The 20766-nt window shown below is 61.3% G+C and carries 21 protein-coding genes; 10 read left to right on the top strand and 11 right to left on the bottom strand.

Annotated features, from left to right (window positions below):
- Position 1: 1 nt before the first annotated feature.
- The 5 genes from PSCI_RS17870 to PSCI_RS17850 form a co-directional block, all read right to left on the bottom strand.
- The gene (locus tag PSCI_RS17870; RefSeq protein WP_045489616.1) at positions 2-751 is read right to left on the bottom strand and encodes a GGDEF domain-containing protein; all 750 of its coding nucleotides are present in this window, start codon (positions 749-751) and stop codon (positions 2-4) included.
- A gap of 12 nt (positions 752-763) precedes the next feature.
- Positions 764-1153, bottom strand: a complete 390-nt coding sequence (locus tag PSCI_RS17865) for a DUF1987 domain-containing protein (RefSeq protein WP_045489613.1) — start codon at positions 1151-1153, stop codon at positions 764-766.
- 17 nt (positions 1154-1170) lie between these two features.
- Entirely contained in the window at positions 1171-1746 is a 576-nt protein-coding gene (locus PSCI_RS17860; protein ID WP_045489610.1) for a SiaB family protein kinase, read from the bottom strand.
- A complete protein-coding gene (locus tag PSCI_RS17855; RefSeq protein ID WP_045494514.1) occupies positions 1739-2962 on the bottom strand; it encodes a SpoIIE family protein phosphatase in 1224 nt (407 codons plus the stop codon). Before PSCI_RS17855 ends, PSCI_RS17860 begins: the two co-directional genes overlap by 8 nt.
- A 95-nt stretch (positions 2963-3057) precedes the next feature.
- Positions 3058-3930, bottom strand: coding sequence for a LysR family transcriptional regulator (locus tag PSCI_RS17850; protein WP_045489608.1), 873 nt, complete (start codon positions 3928-3930; stop codon positions 3058-3060).
- A gap of 96 nt (positions 3931-4026) precedes the next feature.
- Between PSCI_RS17850 and PSCI_RS17845 the strand changes: the two genes are divergently transcribed.
- Entirely contained in the window at positions 4027-4488 is a 462-nt protein-coding gene (locus tag PSCI_RS17845; protein ID WP_045489605.1) for a multidrug/biocide efflux PACE transporter, read from the top strand.
- Positions 4489-4577: 89 nt separating this feature from the next.
- Complete coding sequence (locus tag PSCI_RS17840) at positions 4578-5411, top strand: PhzF family phenazine biosynthesis protein (protein ID WP_045489603.1); 834 nt, start codon at positions 4578-4580, stop codon at positions 5409-5411.
- Between the two features lie 7 nt (positions 5412-5418).
- On the opposite strand, the gene PSCI_RS17835 is transcribed toward PSCI_RS17840, so the two are convergent.
- Together PSCI_RS17835 and PSCI_RS17830 are read right to left on the bottom strand one after the other, a co-directional pair.
- Positions 5419-6576 (bottom strand): MFS transporter, encoded by a 1158-nt coding sequence (locus PSCI_RS17835; protein ID WP_045489600.1) that lies wholly within the window; start codon positions 6574-6576, stop codon positions 5419-5421.
- A gap of 77 nt (positions 6577-6653) precedes the next feature.
- Complete coding sequence (locus PSCI_RS17830) at positions 6654-7316, bottom strand: DUF4214 domain-containing protein (RefSeq protein WP_045489597.1); 663 nt, start codon at positions 7314-7316, stop codon at positions 6654-6656.
- Positions 7317-7598: 282 nt separating this feature from the next.
- Here PSCI_RS17830 and rarD point away from each other — a divergent pair, with 282 nt between their 5' ends.
- On the top strand, positions 7599-8486 hold the full coding sequence (gene rarD / locus PSCI_RS17825) for an EamA family transporter RarD (protein ID WP_045489594.1): 888 nt from the start codon (positions 7599-7601) through the stop codon (positions 8484-8486).
- Between the two features lie 599 nt (positions 8487-9085).
- On the opposite strand, the gene zapE is transcribed toward rarD, so the two are convergent.
- On the bottom strand, positions 9086-10195 hold the full coding sequence (gene zapE, locus PSCI_RS17820; RefSeq protein WP_045489591.1) for a cell division protein ZapE: 1110 nt from the start codon (positions 10193-10195) through the stop codon (positions 9086-9088).
- A 3-nt stretch (positions 10196-10198) separates the two neighbouring features.
- Positions 10199-11650, bottom strand: coding sequence for a SulP family inorganic anion transporter (locus PSCI_RS17815; RefSeq protein WP_045489589.1), 1452 nt, complete (start codon positions 11648-11650; stop codon positions 10199-10201).
- Between the two features lie 178 nt (positions 11651-11828).
- Here PSCI_RS17815 and ampC point away from each other — a divergent pair, with 178 nt between their 5' ends.
- From ampC to efeO (PSCI_RS17790), 5 genes are all read left to right on the top strand, one after another.
- Positions 11829-13001 carry a class C beta-lactamase gene (ampC, locus tag PSCI_RS17810; RefSeq protein WP_442965474.1) on the top strand — a complete coding sequence of 391 codons (1173 nt, stop codon included), beginning with the start codon at positions 11829-11831 and terminating at the stop codon, positions 12999-13001.
- Positions 13002-13234: 233 nt separating this feature from the next.
- Entirely contained in the window at positions 13235-14077 is an 843-nt protein-coding gene (gene efeU, locus PSCI_RS17805; protein WP_045489583.1) for an iron uptake transporter permease EfeU, read from the top strand.
- 15 nt (positions 14078-14092) lie between these two features.
- Complete coding sequence (gene efeO, locus PSCI_RS17800; RefSeq protein ID WP_045489580.1) at positions 14093-15289, top strand: iron uptake system protein EfeO; 1197 nt, start codon at positions 14093-14095, stop codon at positions 15287-15289.
- A 22-nt stretch (positions 15290-15311) separates the two neighbouring features.
- Positions 15312-16619: an iron uptake transporter deferrochelatase/peroxidase subunit gene (efeB, locus tag PSCI_RS17795; protein ID WP_045489577.1), complete on the top strand. Its 1308-nt coding sequence runs from the start codon at positions 15312-15314 to the stop codon at positions 16617-16619.
- A gap of 21 nt (positions 16620-16640) precedes the next feature.
- Positions 16641-17465 (top strand): iron uptake system protein EfeO, encoded by an 825-nt coding sequence (gene efeO / locus PSCI_RS17790; RefSeq protein ID WP_045489576.1) that lies wholly within the window; start codon positions 16641-16643, stop codon positions 17463-17465.
- Positions 17466-17550: 85 nt separating this feature from the next.
- Here efeO (PSCI_RS17790) and PSCI_RS17785 read toward each other — a convergent pair whose 3' ends face one another.
- Together PSCI_RS17785 and PSCI_RS17780 are read right to left on the bottom strand one after the other, a co-directional pair.
- On the bottom strand, positions 17551-18219 hold the full coding sequence (locus PSCI_RS17785; protein ID WP_045489574.1) for a polysaccharide lyase family 7 protein: 669 nt from the start codon (positions 18217-18219) through the stop codon (positions 17551-17553).
- Between the two features lie 303 nt (positions 18220-18522).
- Positions 18523-19188 carry an aspartate/glutamate racemase family protein gene (locus PSCI_RS17780; RefSeq protein ID WP_045489571.1) on the bottom strand — a complete coding sequence of 222 codons (666 nt, stop codon included), beginning with the start codon at positions 19186-19188 and terminating at the stop codon, positions 18523-18525.
- A 111-nt stretch (positions 19189-19299) separates the two neighbouring features.
- Here PSCI_RS17780 and PSCI_RS17775 point away from each other — a divergent pair, with 111 nt between their 5' ends.
- On the top strand, positions 19300-20199 hold the full coding sequence (locus tag PSCI_RS17775) for a LysR family transcriptional regulator (RefSeq protein ID WP_045489568.1): 900 nt from the start codon (positions 19300-19302) through the stop codon (positions 20197-20199).
- A gap of 115 nt (positions 20200-20314) precedes the next feature.
- Positions 20315-20764 carry a MarR family winged helix-turn-helix transcriptional regulator gene (locus PSCI_RS17770; protein WP_045489566.1) on the top strand — a complete coding sequence of 150 codons (450 nt, stop codon included), beginning with the start codon at positions 20315-20317 and terminating at the stop codon, positions 20762-20764.
- The last annotated feature ends 2 nt before the right edge of the window (positions 20765-20766 follow it).

Here is a 20766-nt window from a genome sequence, read left to right as displayed (position 1 = left end):
GTCAGCCTTGGGCCCGCTCTACCCGGTTACGCCCGGTACGTTTGGCCTGGTACAACGCCGTGTCCGCAGAGCTGTAAGCGGCATCGAAGCGCAGGCCGGCCGCACTGGCGCTGACCCCGAAACTGGCAGTGACCTGGCGGTTGACCGGGGCAGCAAAGCAATGCCCGGCGATCGCCGCGCGCATGGCTTCGGCATAGTCCAGCCCCTGCTGCAAGTCGCTGCCAGGCAGCACGACGGTGAACTCTTCACCGCCCACCCGGCCGATCACCCCGACCTTGGCCACGATCGGCGCCAGGCATTCGACGATCCCGCGAATCACTGCATCGCCCGCCGGATGACCAAAGTCATCGTTGATCTGCTTGAACAGATCAATGTCCAGCACGATCAATACCGCGCCGGTGCTTTCCAGCATCCGCTTGGCCCGCTCGATCACAGCACCGCGGTTCAGCACCCCGGTCAGGGCATCATGGGTAGCGCGGAACTCCAGCTGTTCGGCCAGCGTTTGCAACTGCAGATTGAGCGCGTTCATCTCGCGTTCGGCACGGTCACTGCGAGTGATCAAGCGCCGGGTTTCTCGAATCAGGCGCTCGAAGTGGCTGGTCAGTTCGGCCAGCGACTGCTGGTAGAGCTCAGCGTCGGCATCGGCCTGAGCGAGGACCGAGCGGGCACGCCGCAACGCGTCGGTCTCGCTACTGAACAAGTCCACGGTCTGATCCGCACGCGCCTGGAGCGCAGAGCCAGCAGTCACCATGACCAATCTCCTTTATGAAACCGACACGGGATGATCATTGAAGGTCAACGAGGTGAAATCGGCCTGCAGTTCTTCACCGAACTCGAAGATCGTTTCGTCTTCTTCATCGTGATACCAGTTGACCACGATCTTGTTACCGGCCATGGCCGCGTGGTCAAGGGTATCGAAGATATTGAACAGCATCTTGGTGCTGGAGCTGTTGAAGTAGGCCAGTGCAATGTTGGCCGTCACTTCAACGCCGGCGCAATTAGCAAGAAAGTCGCGCAGTTGCTGGACGATCGGCGCATAAAACGCGGCGGCGTTTTCAGGATAGGACTCGCCCTTGATGGTCAGCAGGCGTTGGTCATAACGAAAATCGACTTCAGGCGAAGTGGCAGTGGCTTCAATGAAAAAATTGTCCATCACAGTCATCAATCCATTCAAATAGTGGCTTTGAGGCAGAACAAGGTGGTCTCCGGGTCTTGCGGGCGCGGCTGGAAGCTGTACTCCAGCGGCTCGCTGGCGTCGCGGGCCATGGTCAGAAAACCCAGCCCCGCGCCTTTGCTGCCCTCCGGCGTTTCAGCCCGCAGGGACACCTTGTAGGCCTGTTTGATTTCTTCAACCGACATGCCGCGCAGCGGTTCGAGGTTGGCGCGCAGCCGCTCGACCTCGCCACTGGCCACCGGGTTGGCACAGAGCATGGTGAACCGATTGTTTTCGGCACTGATGCAGACCGCCCCATGACGCAGCCCGGTGTCGTCCTCGGCCGACACGCCCAAGGCATCGACCGAGTAGTGGACGATGTTTTGCGACAGCTCGATGAACGATGAGAACAGCTTGCGGCGGGTCGGGCCGCTGACACCGGATACTTCAAGCTGCAGCTTGACCACCTCGGCCATCGCCGAAACGACGCTGTGGGAGAAGTAGCCCATGTGGTAGAAAATCACGTTGCGCTGTTGGGCAAGGTCGAAAAAGCTCATGTCATGGTCCTCAATGGCGCGCAGCAGATTAGTCATCATTGCTCCTGAGACGAGCGCAAAAGAAAGTCAAATCGTCACGACGATTCTGTTCGCCCTGCCAGTGCGACAGGACTTGCAACAACCCCTGGCCAATCTCGGCCGCCGGGCTATCGCTATTGGCCAGCAGGCTTTCAAATACCCGGCGCTTGCCAAAGGCGATGTTCTTGACCCCGCCAATCTGGTCGGTCAGGCCATCGGTGGTGATAAAAATCAGGCTGCCGGACTCCAGCGGCACACTGTGCATCTCCCATTGGTAATCCATGCCGCTGTCGACGTAGCCGACGCCCATCCGCTGGCCGGCAACCGTCTGAAACTGCTCAGCCTCCGGGTGCAGCACATGCAGGGACAGCCGCGCACCAGCAAAGCGCAGGGTCCAGGTATGGGTATCGAACCAGAAGAACGCAGCGTCCAGGCCGTCATCGGATTCCGGGGTGCCGTCGGCGTCGCGGTCCTGACCGAGCATGCTCTTGACGCTGCGGTTGACCGCCGACAGCAGGGTCGCCGGGTTGCGCGGCCCGTACTGATCGAGCGCCTGACCCAGCGCGCTGGAGGCAATCAGGGTCATGAACGCACCGGGCACACCATGGCCGGTACAGTCGGCAATCGCGCCGAACCAGCCATCGGGGTACTTGCAGAAGTGATAGAAGTCGCCGCCCACCACATCACGCGGCTCCCAGACCAGTGAGGCGTCACTCAAGGTCGAGGCCAGCGTCTCGCGCGAAGCACGCAGCATGGCGCGCTGAATGACACTGGCGTATTCGATGCTTTGCATCATCTGGCGGTTCTTTTCCGCCTGCATCGCCGCCACCACCGCGATCAGTTGCAGACCGTTGCCCAAGCCGACAAACCGCCCTTCACGGGTCACGATAAAGCCGTCGGCCAGCGCTTTTTCTCCGAACTCGACGGTCTTGAAGGTCAGCTCTTCGATGCTCATCTCGGCATCGACGATCAGCGGCTCCTTGTCCATGAAGGCGATGCAGCTTTTCTTGTCGTACAGCTCGCGGTGATACAACTTGCTCATCTGTGACATGAAGATATTGCGATTGATCAGCCCGACCGGCCGCTCTTGATCGACCACCGCCAGGCACACCAGGTCGCGCTGGGTGGTAAAGACCTCCATGACCAGTGAGTTACTGTCGTCTATGTCGATGGCTGGAACGAAGTTGCACAGATCCCCCGCACTTTTGTGGTCACGGGGCAATCGGGGACGCATGAATTGAAAATGCTCTGCTTTCATTCGCGGGCCACTGCACATCATAAATACGTGACCCTACTACAGCGATATTAAACTGATATTACAGTGTCCTTTCAGGGCATCAGGGTCTCCAGCAACCAGGCGCCGGCAGGACCCAGGGTGCGCTGCCGCGACCAGATCACATCAACCGCCGAGCGGCGTGGCCAGCCCGGCACCTGCAACTCCTGCAAGCGCCCCTGGGCGTAGCCAGACACCAGCCAGCGCGGCAAGGCGGCCCAGCCAAAGCCGAACACCGCCATGTCCATTAGCAGCAGATAGTTAGGCGCCGACCAACTGCGCCGGCTGCTGGTGGGCAGGTCATCGGTCGGGTTGAGGTGCTCTACCAGGGTGTTGAGTCGCAAGGCCCGATGACCCGCCAATTGCGCATAGCTGACCTGCTGCTGGCCAGCCAGAGGATGCTGGTGCGCAACGAACAAGCCAAAATCGGCGCGTTCGGTGATGGTTGCATGGCCGATCTCGGGCGGATAACCGGCCTGGGCCGAAAGCAGGCCCAGCGTCGCCCGGCCGCTCTGGATCAGATTGATGGCATCGCCGTGTTCGGCAAATACGCATTCCAGCTCGATATCCGGAAAACGCTGGTCCAGCTCGGTCATACGCGCTTCGAATTCGACGAACTGGTTGGCATCGGACAACACCAGGGTCAGGCGCGGCTCAACGCCAGCCGCCAGCCGCCCGGCGGTGCGACGCAGCAAGTCTTGGGCACACAGCACATCCTCGACCCGCTCCAGCATGGCCCTGCCCGCTGCGGTCAACACCGGCTGGCGCGCCGAACGATCAAACAGTTGCAGGTCCAGATCGATCTCCAGCCGGGCAATGGCCTCGCTGATGGTTGACTGGCTTTTACCCAGCCGGCGCGCCGCCGCACTGAACGAACCCAGCGCAGCGATCTGGACAAACGCCTCAAGGGCTTCGGGTGAATAATTCATGACGCGGCCTCCATCGGTTTTACCGATTGATCGTATTTTCACTTTAGCCCGATGACCGATAAGAATGCAGGATCTTTATTGACAGGTGGCTCCGTCATGAACAGCTCAGCCCATTCACTCCCTGCCAAAACCCTCAAGGAACGCGTGCTGCACGCCGTCGCCTTTGAGACGATCGGGGTCATCATCTGTGCGCCGATCCTGGCCTGGGTGATGGATCGCTCTATTGGCAGCATGGGCGCCCTGACAGTGATGATCTCCACCGTGGCGATGCTCTGGAACATGCTGTTCAACCTGCTTTTTGACCGCATCCGCGCCCGGATGGGCTTCAACATGACCCTGACCAACCGTACGCTGCATGCGCTGTGCTTTGAGGCGGGTCTGATTCTGGCCGTGGTACCGCTGGCCGCCTGGTGGCTGTCGATCAGCCTGGTTCAGGCGTTCTGGCTGGACATTGGCGTGCTGCTGTTCTTCCTGCCCTACACCATGGCGTTCAACTGGGCCTGGGATGGTGCGCGGGAGCGGTTGCTGGCTAACCGGCCAGTGCAACGCTACAACTGACCGGTCAAAAAACCGCATGGCTGTATGGGGCCGCGCTCGCCCGCTTCTTGCACACTGACCGAAATTGACAAGACAGGGAGCGCAATACCATGACAGAAATCCTCAAACTGGCAGCCTTCAGCGACGGCGAAACAGGCGGCAACCCGGCCGGGGTGTGGATTGGCGATGCCCTGCCCGATGAGCCACGCATGCAAGCCATCGCGGCAGAGGTCGGGTTTTCCGAGACCGCGTTTGCCGCCCCGTTGGACGGCGGGCGCTGGCGGGTACGTTATTTCTCGCCCTTGGCCGAAGTGCCATTCTGCGGCCATGCCACCATTGCCCTGGGAGCGGCACTGGCGGCGCAGCACGGTGACGGAGTGTTCGATCTGCAATTGAACCAGGCCAGCATTACCGTGGAGGGCCATGCGCAGGGGCGACTGGTTTCGGCGGCGTTGCAATCACCCCCGACCCACAGCCAGCCGATCAGCGAAGCACTGCTGAACGAGGCGCTGGATCTGTTCGGTTATCGCCGCGATGAGCTGGACCTGCGCATTGCGCCAGCAGCGATCAATGGCGGTGCGGGGCACCTGGTGCTGGCGCTCAACAGCCGTGAAGCGCTCAGCGCCATGCGTTATGACCAGGCCGCCGGGCGCGAGCTGATGGTGCGTGAAGGCTGGGCCACAATTGTGCTGGTGTTTGCTGAAAGCGCGCAGTTTTTCCATACCCGCAATCCGTTCGCGTTCGGCGGTGTCTACGAAGACCCGGCAACCGGCGCCGCCACTGCCGCGCTGGCCGGTTACCTGCGTGACATCGGTTGGCCACATGGCGGTGTGATCGATATCCTGCAGGGCGAAGACATGGGCAGCCCGTCGCGGCTGCGGGCAGAAATCAGCGCACAGCCGGGCAGCTCGATCCGGGTATCGGGAATGGCCCGCTACCTATAATCAGGCATCACGCCCTCAGCCGGCTGCCACTGGCGGCAACGCCCAGCAGCATGATCGCCACGACCATGAACGCCACGCCCAGGCTGCTGAGGTGGGCGACAAAGCCGATGGCTGCCGGCCCCATCAGAATCCCGGCATAGCCGACCGTGGTCACTGCCGGGATGGCCACGCTTTCGGGCATGTCTTGCTGGCGCCCTATGGCGCTGTAACACACTGGAACGATGTTCGAGCAGCCGGCGCCAACCATCGCATACCCCAGCAAGGCCGCTTCCCAGGCCGGCACCAGGGTGGCGATGGCCAGGCCCAGCGCCGCCAGCAGGCCACCCAAAACAATGATGCGGTTCGGCCCGACCCGGCGCACGATGGCATCGCCGAACAACCGGCCAAAGGTCATGGTCACGGCAAATACCGCATAACCCAGGCCGGCGTAGGCGGTCTCCATGCCGCGGCTGGCGGTCAGGAACACCGCACTCCAGTCGAGCATTGCACCTTCGGCGAGAAATACGGTGAAGCACAGCAGGCCAATAAACAGCACCACCCCGCGCGGAATCGCAAACGCCGGGCCTTCAGCAGCACTGCCATAAGGCAGCAAATGCGCCATGGCCTTGAGCAGCGCCAACGCGATGATGAACAGCACCACCAAAATCGCCTGCAACGGCGAGGCGCCCAGCACCAGCAGTACGCTGACGCCGGCAGCACCGACGATCCCGCCAAGGCTGAACAAGCCGTGAAAGCCCGACATCATGGTCTTGCCGCTTTCACGCTCGACAATCACCGCCTGGATGTTGGCCGTGCAGTCCACAGCGCCCATCCCCACCCCGAACATAAACAGCGCGGCAATCAGTAGCGCCAGGCTGTCGACCGTGGCCAGCAGGGGCAGGCATAGGCAGATCAGCAAGGTGCCGCCTACAAGCAGACGTCGACACCCCCAACGCGCCGCCAGCGCTCCGGCCACCGGCATGGCACTGATCGAACCCACCCCGAGACACAACAGCAGCAGGCCGAGCATGCCCTCATCCAGGCCGACGCGAAGCTTGGCGTAAGGCACCAGTGGTGCCCAGGCGGCCATCCCGAAACCGGCAATGAAAAACGCCAGGCGCGTTGCCATCTGCTCCTGGCGCGGGGTGCTGCGCGAGGCAGCGGTAGCGGTGTCACAAGCGGTCATGCGGGCTCCTCATCCATGACAAAAAAGGGCCATGGTAGCGACTCAGACCTGACAACGCTGGAAAAGTCGAATAAGCGTCAGACAAATGCTTCAGTAGCGACCGGCTGGCCGGCCAGTTGAATGAAGCCGTCGACGGCCTGGTTGCTCAAAGCGACAAACTCGGCCGACTCGGAGAAGGCGATTACCACTTCCTGACGGCTCATGGTCTGGTTGTCCAGATGGCCGGTCCACCAATCCCGGCCACCGGCGTCGGCGCTGCGATCCAGGGCATTGAGGTACAGCTGATTGACGAAGTCGGTATTGTTGAGGGCACCGTAGGTCTGATTGAACTCGCTACTGTTCACAAAGCTTGCAGCCACGTCCGTCAGTGACATGCCGCGGTCCACTTGCTGTTCCCAGTAACGAAAGCCGCCAAGGTCCGGGCTGCGGTCGAAGGTGGTCATGTACAGGCGCGCCAGTGACGCATCACTGACTTGCGCCACCAACGGCTGGCCGGTCTCGCCCGGACGACTGTGCGACACCGAGATTTCCTGATAGATGCCACTGCCGTCCAGGTCGCGGTAAACGGTGGTCTCGATCCAGCCATCGTCGCGCTCGACATGCAGCACATCAGTGCCAGACACGCTGTAGGTCTCGTCGCGATCAATGTTCTCAAGCTCCCAGCGACCGTCGTCGAACTCATAGACCCGCTGGATCTGCCCGGAAACAATATCGAAACGCTTCAGATCGATATCCGCCATGACTCACCCTCTCCCTAACAATGTGAACATTTGATGTCAGGCAAATGTATGGCACTTGGCTTAAACGAAACTTAATAACCAGTTACAACCTCGCCCCCATTCAGTGCACGGCATCGCGTTCGGGTATTCAAGGGACGCATCTGGGCAGGCAGACGGACAAATTCTGTAGCATTTTCAACTACACGACTGTTTTGAATCGCGAACAGTCCTTAGAATAGGCAGGCATTGCACCACTGCGGTGCAACCCTTCTCTTTCATCCATTGCCTTCCCAAGAGTCCCTCGTGCAGAAAGGAATTGCGCTTTCGGTACTGGCTTCCTGTCTGTTCGGAGTCATGTACTACTACACCTCGTTGATGGCCCCGCTCAGCGGTGAAGAGATTTTCGGCTGGCGCATGCTGCTGACGGTGCCGTGCGTGACGCTGTTCATGTTCATGTGCGGTGACTGGCCGCTGGTCAAGGCGCTGGGCGCGCGCATTTTGCGTCACCCGGTGCTGATTCCGGGGATCATGCTGTCTTCGTTTCTGATGGGTGTGCAGTTGCTGTTGTTCATGTGGGCGCCGTTGCACGGTCGCAGCCTGGAGGTGTCGCTGGGTTATTTTCTGTTGCCACTGACGATGATCCTGACCGGGCGTCTGGTGTATGGCGAGCACCTGTCGCACCTGCAGAAGGTGGCGGCAGCCTTTGCTGCGTTTGGGGTGGCGCATGAAGTGTGGCGACTGGGCAGTTTTTCCTGGGAGACGCTGGTGGTCGCGGCCGGTTATCCGGTGTATTTCGTGCTGCGCCGACGGTTGCAGACAGACAATCTGGGCGGGCTGTGGTTTGACATGTTGTTCATGTTGCCGGTCGGGGTGTGGTTCATTGTCAGCGGTAATCCGGCGGCGGCGCAGGCGACGCCGATGTTGTATGTGTTGATTCCGCTGTTGGGGGTGATCAGTGCGTCGGCGTTGATCAGCTATCTGCTGGCGAGCCGGCTGTTGTCGTTCAGCCTGTTCGGGCTGCTCAGTTATGTGGAGCCGGTGTTGCTGGTGGGCGTGGCGTTGTTGCTGGGCGAGAGTATCGGCGCTGATGAGTGGCTGACCTATGTGCCGATCTGGCTGGCGGTGCTGGTGTTGGTGATCGAGGGGGCTAAGCATCTGTTGGCGCAGCGGCGGCGCAACGCGGTTTCCTGAACGGCTGTAGGAGCGGCTTCAGCCGCGAACAGCTGATGTCTTGGCAGGTTCATTGCCGCGGTTGTCTGGCCTGCGGGTTTCGCCCCGACGGGCGACCCTATTTTGTGCTTGGCAAAATAGGGGAAAACCGCTTGCTCCTGGCTTGGGTCCGCCCTGCGGGCGAACTTCCCTCCGTCCGGCATCGATTCGGGGGTCGGCGCGATGGGCATCCCTGCCCAGCGCACCTGAAACCGACCTCCATGTCGGTTTCTCCCCCGAATCGACGCCTACCCTCGGCCAGCGCCAAAGTCGCGGCCCGCGTCGTCTGTGCCATCTCGGCTCAAAAATCAAAATCTACGGCAACGGCAACGGCAACGGCAACGGCAACGGCAACGGCAACGGCAACGGCAACGGCAACGGCAACGGCAACGGCAACGAAGTTCTCAAGCCATGCGCGATTTGTTTTGGAATGTTCTTGCAGGCGCCGCCGAACGCGACTTGGGCGCTGGCCGAACGCAGGTGTCGATTTGGTGGGAAAGCCGGCAGGGAAGTCGCTGCTCTTTCTATAAGGAGCAGGTGCGCTTGGCAGGACGGGTTTTAATCTGCCGGGGCTCTCTCACTCACTCACTAAACCGCTGCAACTGCATCTCCTGCAAACGGCTCAAAGTTCGGCGGAAGGCGAATTCCAGGTAGCCCTGGGTGTAAAGCTGGTCCATGGGCACGGGGGCTTCGACATAGAGCGGGACGCGGCGGTCGTAGCATTCGTCGACCAGGGCGATGAAGCGCCGCACGCTGTCATCTTTGGGTGACAGTTGCGGCAGTTCGCGGTCACCGGCTTTGACCTGTTCGACGCCGTCTTCGGTGCCGCGGGCAATCTTCGCCTCGCGCTGTACAGCGCTGAGCAGCGGTACTTCGCTGAGCATGACCACGGCAAAACGGTCGCAAAGGGCGATGAAGTCCATCGCCGCCAGTGGTTGTTCGCACAGGTCGCGGTAACGGCACCAGATCACGTTGTCGGTATGTTGCAGGACATTGACGCTGCGGTAGCCCAGCATGACCTGAGTGTCGTGCACGGTCTGGCCGTGGGTCAGGCCCTTGAAGATTTCAGCCAGGGCGCCGGGCTTGCCGGGTTCGCTGACCCAGTAGCGTTGCAGCAGTTGCCCCGGATGCAATCGGTGGTCTGCGCCGCCATCGACCTCGACCACTTGCATGTAGTGCTCGATCGCGGCAATGGCGGGCAGGAAGCGTTCGCGGTTGTGGCCGTGGCTGTACAACTGCGGCGGCGGGATGTTCGAGGTGCAGACCAGCACCACACCGGCTTCGAACATGGTCTGTAGCAGCCCGCCGAGAATCACCGCGTCGCCGATGTCGGTGACGAACAGCTCGTCGAAACACAGCACTCGCACGTCTGCCGCCAGTTCCCGGGCGATCACCGCCAACGGCTGGGCGATGCCGGTCAGTTCAAACATGCGCTTGTGGACCCAGCGCATGAAGTGATGAAAGTGCTGACGCCGCGACGGTACTTGCAGGCTTTCATGGAAGCGATCCATCAGCCAGGTCTTGCCGCGCCCCACTGGCCCCCACAAGTAGATGCCCCTGGCGCCGCCGCCATCAGCCAGCGCCTGCCAGCAGGCCTGCAACTGTTCAGCGGCATCACGCTGGGACGCATCAGCATGAAAGCCCCGTTGCAGGGCTTGTTCATAGGCTTGCAGCGGCGTCGGGCCAGTCATTGTTCACACTCCTTGTGGCTGGATGCCGGCACGCCGCAGCAGGCTGCGGCAACGCTCGGACAGATGGATCACGCGCAGGTGTTTGCCGGCCTTTTCATAGCGCTCGCGCAGGGTTTTGAGTGCGGCAATGGCCGAGTAGTCGACGAAGCTCAGGTGCTGACAGTCGAGTACCACCTGCTCAGGATCATCTTGCGGCGAGAACTGTTCGAGAAAATGTGTGGTCGAGGCAAAGAACAGCGTGCCATGCGCGTTGTAGACCTTGCTGCCATCGACGGCCTGATAGCTGTCGACATACAGGTCACGGGCATGCTTCCAGGCAAAGTCCAGCGCGGCGACGATAACCCCGAACAGCACCGCCATGGCCAGGTCGGTGAGCACCGTGACCACGGTTACCGCGACAATCGCCAGCATGTCGCTGACCGGCACTTTGCGCAGGATGCGCAGCGACGCCCAGGCGAAGGTCTGCTGCGCCACCACCAACATCACACCAACCAGCGCCGCCAGCGCAATACGCTCGATCAGCGGCGCCAGAAACAGGATGAACATCAGGATCATGCCACCGGCCACAACCCCGGACAGCCGCCCACGACCGCCGGAGCCAAGGTTGATCACGGTCTGGCCAATCATGGCGCAGCCGCCCATCCCGCCGAACACCCCTGACACCATGTTCGCCGCCCCCAGCGCCACGCACTCGCGGTCCGGGTAACCACGAGTCTCGGTGATTTCATCGGTGAGGTTAAGGGTCAGCAACGTCTCCAGCAGGCCCACCATGGCCATAACCAGCGCATAAGGCGCGACGATGTACAGGGTTTCCAGCGTCCAGGGCACTTGCGGCCAGGCAAAGGCCGGCAAACCACCGGCCATGTGCGCCATATCCCCCAGGGTGCGGGTCGGCAGGTCGAGCAGGTACACCCCCAGGCCAACCCCGACAATCGCTACCAATGCGGGCGGTGCCGCACGGGTCAGACGCGGCAGCAGGTAAACGATGGCCATGGTGACCGCGACCAGGGCGAGCATGATGTACAACGCCTGGCCGCTGAGCCAGGCGCCGTCATGTTGAAAGTGTTCGAGCTGGGCCATGGCAATGACAATGGCCAGACCGTTGACGAAGCCGAGCATCACCGGGTACGGCACCAGCCGCACCAGCTTGCCCAGGCGCAGCAGGCCGAACAGCACCATTAGCGCCCCGCCGAGCAGCACCGTGGCCAGCAGGTATTGCACGCCATGTTCGACCACCAGCGCGACGATCACTACCGCCATTGAGCCTGCTGCGCCGGAGATCATGCCCGGCCGACCACCCAACAGGGCGGTCAGGATGCAGATGATAAAAGCCCCGTACAGGCCCATCAGCGGGTTGAGATGCGCCACCAGGGCAAAGGCGATGCACTCGGGCACCAGCGCAAAAGAGGTAGTCAGGCCGGCAAGAACATCGGCGCGCAGACGGGAGAATTTCATGGGTTACCAGACCAGGCGGCGCGTGGGCACGCGAAAAAGCTGGCATGGTACGCAAACGTGCCCAATGCAGCCAGACACATGTGGTTACAGCGCGTGCATTCGCCAATATTCAGAGAACAAATGTCTATTGAGCGTTCTCCTATTGGCAGGCAATGTACCGGCCCCCCGCGCAACAGGACTGACAATGAACCGAACAATCACGCTGACCGCGGTAACGCTGGCCCTTCTCGGCAGCCCTGCGGCCTGGAGCCAGACCACCGATTCGCAGGCCCGGGACCTGCTCATCGAGCAGGCCGCCCGGCAAGTCATGCAACAAAACGGTATCGCCGGCATGGCCATCGCGGTCACTGACCATGGCGTCCAGCGCTTCTATAATTTCGGCGTGGCGGCCAAAGACACGGGCTCACCGGTGACCAGCGACACGCTGTTCGAACTGGGCTCGATCAGCAAGACCTTCACCGCGACCCTCGCCACCTGGGCTCAGGCGCAAGGCAAACTCCAGCTCGACGCCCCGATCGACAGCTACCTGCCCGCCCTGCATGACAGCCGCCTGGGCAAGGTCGCCGTATTGCACCTGGCCACCCACACGGCCGGCGGCTTCCCGTTACAGGTGCCGGATCGAGTGCAGGATGAGCAACAACTGATGGCGTACTTCAAGGCATGGCAGCCGCAGTACCTGCCCGGCACGCATCGCAGCTATGCCAACCCGAGTATCGGCCTGCTCGGGATGATTGCCGCCAAAAGCCTGGGGCTGCCGTTCGACCAGGCCATGCAGCAAGGGTTGCTGCCGGCCCTGGGGCTGTCGGCGACCTGGATCAAGGTGCCTGCGGACAAACAGAGCCTGTATGCCCAAGGCTATGACCGGCAGGACCAACCGGTACGGCTCAATCCCGGCATACTGGCCGATCAGGCTTACGGGGTGAAATCCAGCAGCGCCGACCTGATCCGTTTTGTCGAGGCCAATATCGCCAGCCACCCGCCAACCAGTCCGTTGCAAGAAGCGCTGCGAGCGACCCACACGGGTTATTTCAGCTTTGGCCCGGCGATTCAGGCGCTGGCCTGGGAGAGCTATCCGCCACCGGCGGACCTGTCGGCACTGCTGGCAGGCAATTCCAATGACATGGCGCTCAAGACCCAACCGGCGCAGGCACTGCGCCCCCCCGTGCAGCCAGTACCCGGCAGTTGGCTCAACAAGACCGGCTCGACCAATGGTTTCGGTGGTTATGTGGCCTTCATGGCCGACCGCGAATGGGGCGTGGTGATCCTGGCCAACCGCAACTACCCGAACCCAGAGCGAGTGCGCCTGGCACAGTCCATTCTCAACGCTGCGGACACGCCACTAGTGCGTTGAAAACCGTTTAAAAGCGCCGATTGGAATTGATAAACAAGGCATCGCCAGACGCTTTGGCTATGACAACCGGCGCTTGACAAACACCTGAACCGCCCCTGAACAGCAGCCAGAAATCCTTGGATAAGGGAAAAACAACTGGCCCTTACACGGGAATGACTATCATTATGTTGCGCATTGTTTCGGTGGCAACACTTTGAAACGCTTCACCCGCCCGTAGTCATTCCTGGTGAAAAATGCTCGTTCCCTTTCTGATCATGCTGCGCGAAGGCATTGAAGCCGCGCTCATCGTAGGCATCATTGCCTCCTATCTCAAACAGACCGGCCGCGGCCAATGGATGCCGGCGGTGTGGATCGGCGTGTTCCTCGCAGGCGCCCTGGCCTTGTTCGTCGGTGGCGGCCTGGAACTGATGAGCGCCGAATTTCCGCAAAAACAGCAGGAACTGTTCGAAGGCATCGTTGGCCTGCTGGCAGTGGGCATCCTCAGTTCCATGGTGTTCTGGATGCGCAAAGTGGCGCGCTCGGTCAAAGACGATTTGCAACAGTCACTGGACAGCGCATTGAGCGGTTCGCGCAATCAAACCTGGGCGTTGATTGCCATGGTGTTCTTCGCCGTGGCCCGCGAAGGTCTGGAGACCGTGTTTTTTCTGCTCGCGGTATTCCAGCAGAGCACCGGCTCCGGCGCCCCGCTGGGTGCCCTGCTCGGCCTGCTGGTCTCGGTAGCCGTGGGGGTGGCACTGTACCGCGGCAGTCTGCGCCTGAACCTGAGCCTGTTCTTTCGCTGGACCGGGCTGTTCATCCTCGTCGTGGCGGCCGGAGTGCTGGCCAATTCGGTCAGGTCACTGCATGAAGCCGGTATCTGGAACCACTGGCAAGAGGTGGTCTTCGATTTCAGCGCCACGCTGCCGATGGATGGTCCGACCGGCGCGATCCTGGCCGGGATGTTCGGTTACCAGGACGCCCCCACCGTCAGTGTGCTCGGCGCATGGCTGCTGTATCTGCTGGCCGCCCTGACGCTGTTTTTCCTGCCGCACAAAGACCAGCCGCAGGCGCCGCGCCCGGCCGTCACGAATCACTAGTCTCAAGGGATACTCATGTCCAACGCCTCATCGGGAGCCTGGTCTCCCCGTGCCCTGCGCGTGGCCGTCGCCGGCTCCGTGGTCCTGATGTTCGCCGCTGGCGGGCTGTTCTACTACGCCTCGCAAGTGGCCGCGCACAAGCGTGCCGCCAATGCCGGTAACGAAACGGTGATCAATATTCACCCGCGCAGTTGCGAGCCCAATGCCCTGACCGTGCCGGCGGGCAAGCACAGCTTCCGCATCGTTAACCAGTCCGAACGTGCTGTGGAATGGGAAATCCTCGACGGCGTGCTGGTGGTCGAAGAGCGCGAAAACATCACCCCCGGCATGAGCCAGGTGATCAACGCCAATCTGATGCCCGGCGATTACGCCATCACGTGCGGCCTGCTGAGCAACCCGCGCGGCACCCTGCACGTGACCCCGACCGCCGAGTCCGAGGCGCAGGCCAAGGCGCGCCCGTCGATGACCGCATTCATCGGCCCGTTATCCGAGTACCGGGTGTACCTGAGCCAGCAAGGCTCGGCGCTGATCAAAGCGGTTGCCAGCTTGCAACAAGCCATCGAAGCCGGCGACCTCGACGCTGCCCAGGCGGCCTACCTGCCCGCGCGCAGCGCCTATCAGCGCATCGCCCCGGCCGCCCAGCGCCTGGCCGAACTGGACAACACCATCAACGCCCGGGCCGATTACTTCGAACAACGTGAGCAAGACCCAGGCTTCAGCGGCTTCCACCGGATCGAATTCGGTCTGTTCAAGCAAGCCAGCCTCGACGGTCTTGCTCCTGTGGCGCAAAAGCTCAGTGCCGATGTGGCGCGGCTCAAGCAGGAACTGCTGGCCCAGAGCATTGCCCCGGAGCAACTGACCAGCATCGTGATCCGCAACCTGCTGAGCCTGGCGCAGAACCGCAGCAAGGGTGAAGAGGAACGCTACAGCCACACCGACCTCAATGGGTTTGCCGCCAACCTTGAGGGCGCGCGTAAGGTCATCGACCTGCTGCGTCCACTGCTGGCGAAGAACCACGCTGACCTGCAACAGCGCCTGGACAGCGCCGTGACCAACCTGGACAGCACCTTTAACGGCCTGAAAAGCGCAGACGGCTATCGACCTTACGATCAGGTCGATGCCGCCGCCCGCCAACTGATCGCCAGCCAGTCCACGGCGCTGGCCGATGCCCTGCAACAAATCGATCCGGCCTTGGGCCTGTCGAGCCTGTAAGACTGCGGAGTACTCAATCAAGATGAAAAAACCAGACGCAACCGCTGTGATCGAATCGCCCCAGCGCCGCCGCGTGCTGATGGGGCTGGGCGCCGCCGGGGCGGCGTTGGCCGGCAGCAGCCTGGCAGGTCCAGCGATGGCCGCAAAACCTGCGCAGGTCACCGAAGCACCGAACAGCGACAAGACCCAGGACAGCAACGCCTTTCATGGCGTGCACCAGAGCGGCATCGTCAACCCGCGCCCGGCGGCCGGCATGTTCGTCGCTTTCGATGTACTGGCCACTGACCGCCAAGACCTGGAGCGACTGCTGCGCACCCTCAACGAGCGCATCGCATTTTTGATGAAAGGCGGCCTGGTCCAGGACATTGATCCAAAGCTTCCACCGCTGGACTCCGGCATCCTCGGCCCACTGGTAACCCCGGACAACCTGACCATCACCGTTTCGGTGGGCGATTCGCTGTTCGACGAGCGTTTCGGCCTGCAAGCGGCAAAACCCAAGCGGCTGAGCCGTATGGTCGGTTTTCCCAATGACGCGCTGGACGCCGCCAGTTGCCATGGCGACCTGAGCATTCAGTTTTGCGCCAACACCCCGGACACCAACATCCACGCCCTGCGCGACATCGTCAAAAACCTGCCGGACCTGCTGCTGGTGCGCTGGAAGCAGGAAGGCACCGTACCGCCGCAGGCACCGAAAAAGCCCGGTCAGCCGGCAGAGAGCGCGCGTAACTTCCTGGGTTTCCGTGATGGCTCGGCCAACCCGGACTCCAACGACAAGAAACAGATGGACGAACTGGTCTGGGTCCAGCCCGGCAGTGACGAGCCGGCCTGGGCCGCGCACGGCAGCTATCAGGTGGTACGCATCATCCGCAACTTCGTCGAACGCTGGGACCGTACCCCGTTGCAGGAGCAGGAGTCGATCTTCGGCCGCACCAAAGCCAGCGGTGCGCCCATGGACGGCAAGCTCGAAAGTGACGAGCCGAATTACGCCGCCGACCCGCACGGCAAAAAGACCCGCCTGGATTCGCATATTCGCCTGGCCAACCCGCGCACCCCTGAGAGCCGCAAGAACCTGATTCTGCGCCGCCCGTTCAACTACTCCAACGGCGTCAACAAGAATGGTCAGCTGGATATGGGGCTGCTGTTTATCTGCTACCAGGCTGACCTTGAGAAGGGCTTCATTACCGTCCAGACCCGCCTTAACGGTGAACCGCTGGAGGAATACCTCAAGCCGGTCGGCGGCGGTTACTTCTTCACCCTGCCGGGGGTGACCAATGATGAAGATTTCATCGGTCGCTCGCTGCTGGCCGCCACTTCACCGAAATCTGTCTGAACCTCAACTGGAAGAGTCGATATGAACAAGACCCCGCTCGCCCTGCTGTTCGCCCTTGGTGTGTTGAGCGCACCGCTCGCCGCCGTTGCCGCCCCCGCACCGCTGGATCTGGTCGGCCCGATCTCCGACTACAAGATCTACGTGACCGAAAACATCGATGAACTGGTCAGCCACACCCGCCAGTTCACCGATGCGGTTAAAAAAGGCGACATCGCCACCGCGAAAAAACTCTACGCACCGACCCGTGTGTTCTACGAGCGCGTGGAGCCGATTGCCGAACTGTTCAGCGACCTCGACGCCTCCATCGACTCGCGGGTCGATGACCACGAACAAGGCGTGGACGCCGAAGACTTCACCGGTTTCCACCGCCTGGAACACGCGCTGTTCGAGAAGAACACCGCGCAAGATCAGGGCGCGATTGCTGACAAGCTGATGGCTGACGTCAATGACCTACAAAAGCGCATTGCCGATTTGACCTTCCCTCCGGAGAAAGTAGTCGGCGGCGCCGCCGTGCTGCTCGAAGAAGTGGCAGCCACCAAGATCTCCGGCGAAGAAGACCGCTACAGCCACACCGACCTGTATGACTTCCAGGGCAACGTTGACGGCGCGAAGAAAATCGTCGACCTGTTCCGTCCGCAGATCGAGAAGCAGGACAAAGCCTTTGCCGCCAAGGTGGACAAGAATTTCGCCTCGGTGGACAAGATCCTGGCCAAGTACCAGACCGCTGACGGCGGCTTTATGACCTATGACAAGGTCAAGGAAAACGACCGCAAGGCACTGGTGGGTCCGGTCAACACCCTGGCCGAAGACCTCTCGACCCTGCGCGGCAAACTGGGCCTGAACTGATCGACATTGCCCCGTAGGAGTGGTCGGGCGGCGATCCGCTTTAGCCGCGAATTAGCTTCGCCGCTAAAGCTGCTCCTACAAAGGTTCAAGCCTTTTTGTCGTGGCTGATGCGCAGCAGATAAAAGGTCGCCGCCCCCCCTTCACTGGCATAGCCGGTATTGTCCTGGGTATAGACCCCGGCCTTGAAGTACAAAAGTTTGGTACTCCACTGCTGATCCAGGCGCACTTTCCAGTCGTGATCATAAGCGTTGACGCTCAGCTCGCCGGTGCTGGTCAACGCAATGGTGTAGTTGAAGCGCACATTGAGCGGCACCCCTTGCGCCAGGGTGATGACTTCAATCTCGGCATCCGGGTTGCGCCGCAGTTTGGCAACGATGTTGCCGGTCTGGAGTTTCTCCTTGTACTGATACTCCACCTTGAGCAGCGGCTCATTACTCTGATAAGCGTGAATCTGGCCGATGACAATCTTGCCGCTCGATGGCACCTGGTTAACGGTCAAGGCGGCACGCAAAACGTTGTCTGCCGAGGTGTAACTCCAGTTGAAAGCCCGACCATCTGCGGTGGTCTCGCGCAGTTCACTGCGCGGGTACTTGGCGTTGTCAGTGGTCGAGCCGGTTACCGGCGCCCAGAAGAACAGCGTTTCGCCAGAGCGGAAGTAACCATCCTGGTAGCCGCGCACCAATTGCGGGGTGTTGATGGTAGTGGCGGGAATGCCGACAGGAACGGACAAATTCCAGGTGGCGAGGTCAATCATAGGGGGCTCGCAAGGTGCGCATGCGCACCGACAGAATGGCTCTGGAGCGGGCCTTTCGGCCTGCCCTGTTCGCCACCGCTATCGGCCTGGAGCGTTTTTTGTTGACCCCCTGAAAGCGTCAATGAATCGTTGCCCGAGCCGCCTGGCCATTATTGCGATATCACCGATGACCGTCCTTGTGCAGGACCGTTTCAGCTCCGGCGCCGGATTAATCGGGATAGGCGGCGACATCGCAGTGTCAGTTTTTTGAATGGCGCGACTCAAACACCGAATAAAAGTTGCACGCCTTCCGACCAACGGTCATCAACCAGCCTGATCGAGCAGGCCGCGCAGCTTCAGAACCGCGCTGTCTGGCGTGGTCAACACCGGCAGGCCGCTGACCTGACGCACCCACTCACTGGCACGGGCCATGGAGAATTGCGCCAGGCAGATCACCTCAGCCGGCCCCAACGCATCAGCTGCTTGCGCCACTCGCCGGTCATGCTCAGGGCCATCACCCTGAGCCAGGATCTGCATGCCGTCCTCAGCCAGTTGCAGTTGCAAGTCCAAGGCCTGCCCCTGGCGTTCGGCAGCCGCGATAAATTCGGCACGCATCGACGCCAGGGTCGGTTCAAAGGTCGCCAACAGCCCGATCCGGCTGCCTTGTGCCAACGCTGCTTCGATCATCGCCTCATTGGGCTTGAGCAGCGGAATGCTCACTTCGCGCTTGCAGGCATCGATGGCTTCACCGAACGCCGAGCAGGTAAACAGAATGGCATCGGCACCAGCACTGACCGCGTAACGGGTCAGATCGAGAAAGCGCTGGATAATGGCCGGGGTCAGCTGCCCGGCAGCCTTCAAATCACGGGGCAGCGAGTCTTCCAGCAAGTTGACAAGCTCGGCTTGCGGCCAGTGCCGGTCAAAGGCCGTATTGATGGGGCTGATCGACAAGGGAGTGGCATGGATCAGGAAAATGCGCGGCGTGTTCAAAACGAACCCTCATGAGCTGGAAAACGTGACACCATCCTGCCGCATCGCGCTCATCACAAAAAATATTCATTTGTGATGCCACCTATCAATTTTTGTTAGCTATGGCGAGTCATGAATCTCAAGGCACTGACTTACTGCGTCACGGTCGCGCAACTGGGCAGCTTCACCAAGGCGGCGCAGGCGCTGCATGTGGCGCAACCGGCGCTGAGCATGGCCGTGGCGCGGCTGGAAGAAGAACTCGGCGTGCAACTGTTCAACCGCGCCGGCCGGCAACTGACGATCACCGCTGAAGGCCAGTTGTTCGTGCAACGGGTAGAAGCTGGCCTGGTGCAGTTACGCGGAGCGCGGCAAGCACTCAAGGACCTGACCGCGCTGGAGTGCGGCGAGATCCGCGTCGGCATCCCGCCGTTGTACGGTATTGGTCATATTCCTGAGTTGCTGGCGCAGTTTCGGGCGCGGTATCCGGCTATGGCCATGCACGTGGTCGAGGGCAGCGCTGACGATATCCGCCAGCGCCTCAAGGACCGGCAGATAGACGTTGCGCTGCTCGAGCAGCGCCGAATCGATCCTGAATGGGAGCACGTGGCGCTGGGCAGCGACGAAATGGTCCTGTGCATGGCTCACGACCACCCGCTGGCCAACGAAACAGCAATTTGCGCCGAGCAACTGCAGGACATCGACATGCTGGTGTTCGACCAGAGCTTCTTGCAGCGTCACCTGCTAGACGCCTTCTGCGCCAACCGTCAGGTCCGCTACCGGATTGCCCTGGAGAGCAACTTCGTGTCGCTGATCAGCCGCCTGGCCTGCGACGGGATGGGCATCTGCACCCTGCTGCGCTCAATCCAGCGTCAGCAACCAAGGCTGGTCGGCGTGCCGTTCGATCCGCCGTTACTGCTGAGCTTTGGCCTGTGCTGGCGTCCTCAGGAGTACTTGTCATTGGCCAACCAGCGGTTTGTCGAAGCGGCGCAGGCGTTTTTCGCTGAGTCAGCGGCGGAGCGTGTTCGCGGCTGAAGCCGCGCCTGCAAGCAAGAAATTTCATTTGACTGAAACAGGTTGTTACAGGATAGTAATAGTTAGCAAGCTATTAATGTCCTCACTAATAATACTCACCCTAACGACCTGAGCCATGTCTGACCCGACCCTGCATCGCGCCATCAGCAGCACCATAGTCGCCGCCTCCCGTCATTGGCGGCGGCTGTGCCATGCCACGCTGTCCAGCTACAGCATCAGCGAAGCCTGCGCCGGTCCCCTGCTGGCCATCGCTCGCCTGGGCGACGGGGTGCATCAGGTCAGGGTGGCGCATGCTGCGGGGATGGAAAGTCCGACTCTGGTGCGCCTGCTCGACCAGTTATGCAAGGCCGGGATCGTCTGCCGTACCGAAGACCCCAACGACCGCCGCGCCAAGGCCTTGAGCCTGACCGACAAGGGCCGCGAGCTGGCCGCCTCAATCGAGGTCGAGCTGACCCGCCTGCGTGCAGGGGTGCTGAGCGGCATCACCGCTGAAGACCTGCAAATTGCCCTGCGCGTGCTGCAGGCGTTTTCTGATGCGCTGCCGCCCGAGGGGGATCCGGCTTGAGC

This window comes from Pseudomonas sp. StFLB209 (genome assembly GCF_000829415.1).
Lineage (GTDB): Bacteria > Pseudomonadota > Gammaproteobacteria > Pseudomonadales > Pseudomonadaceae > Aquipseudomonas.
This window is presented reverse-complemented; position numbering and strand designations above follow the sequence as displayed.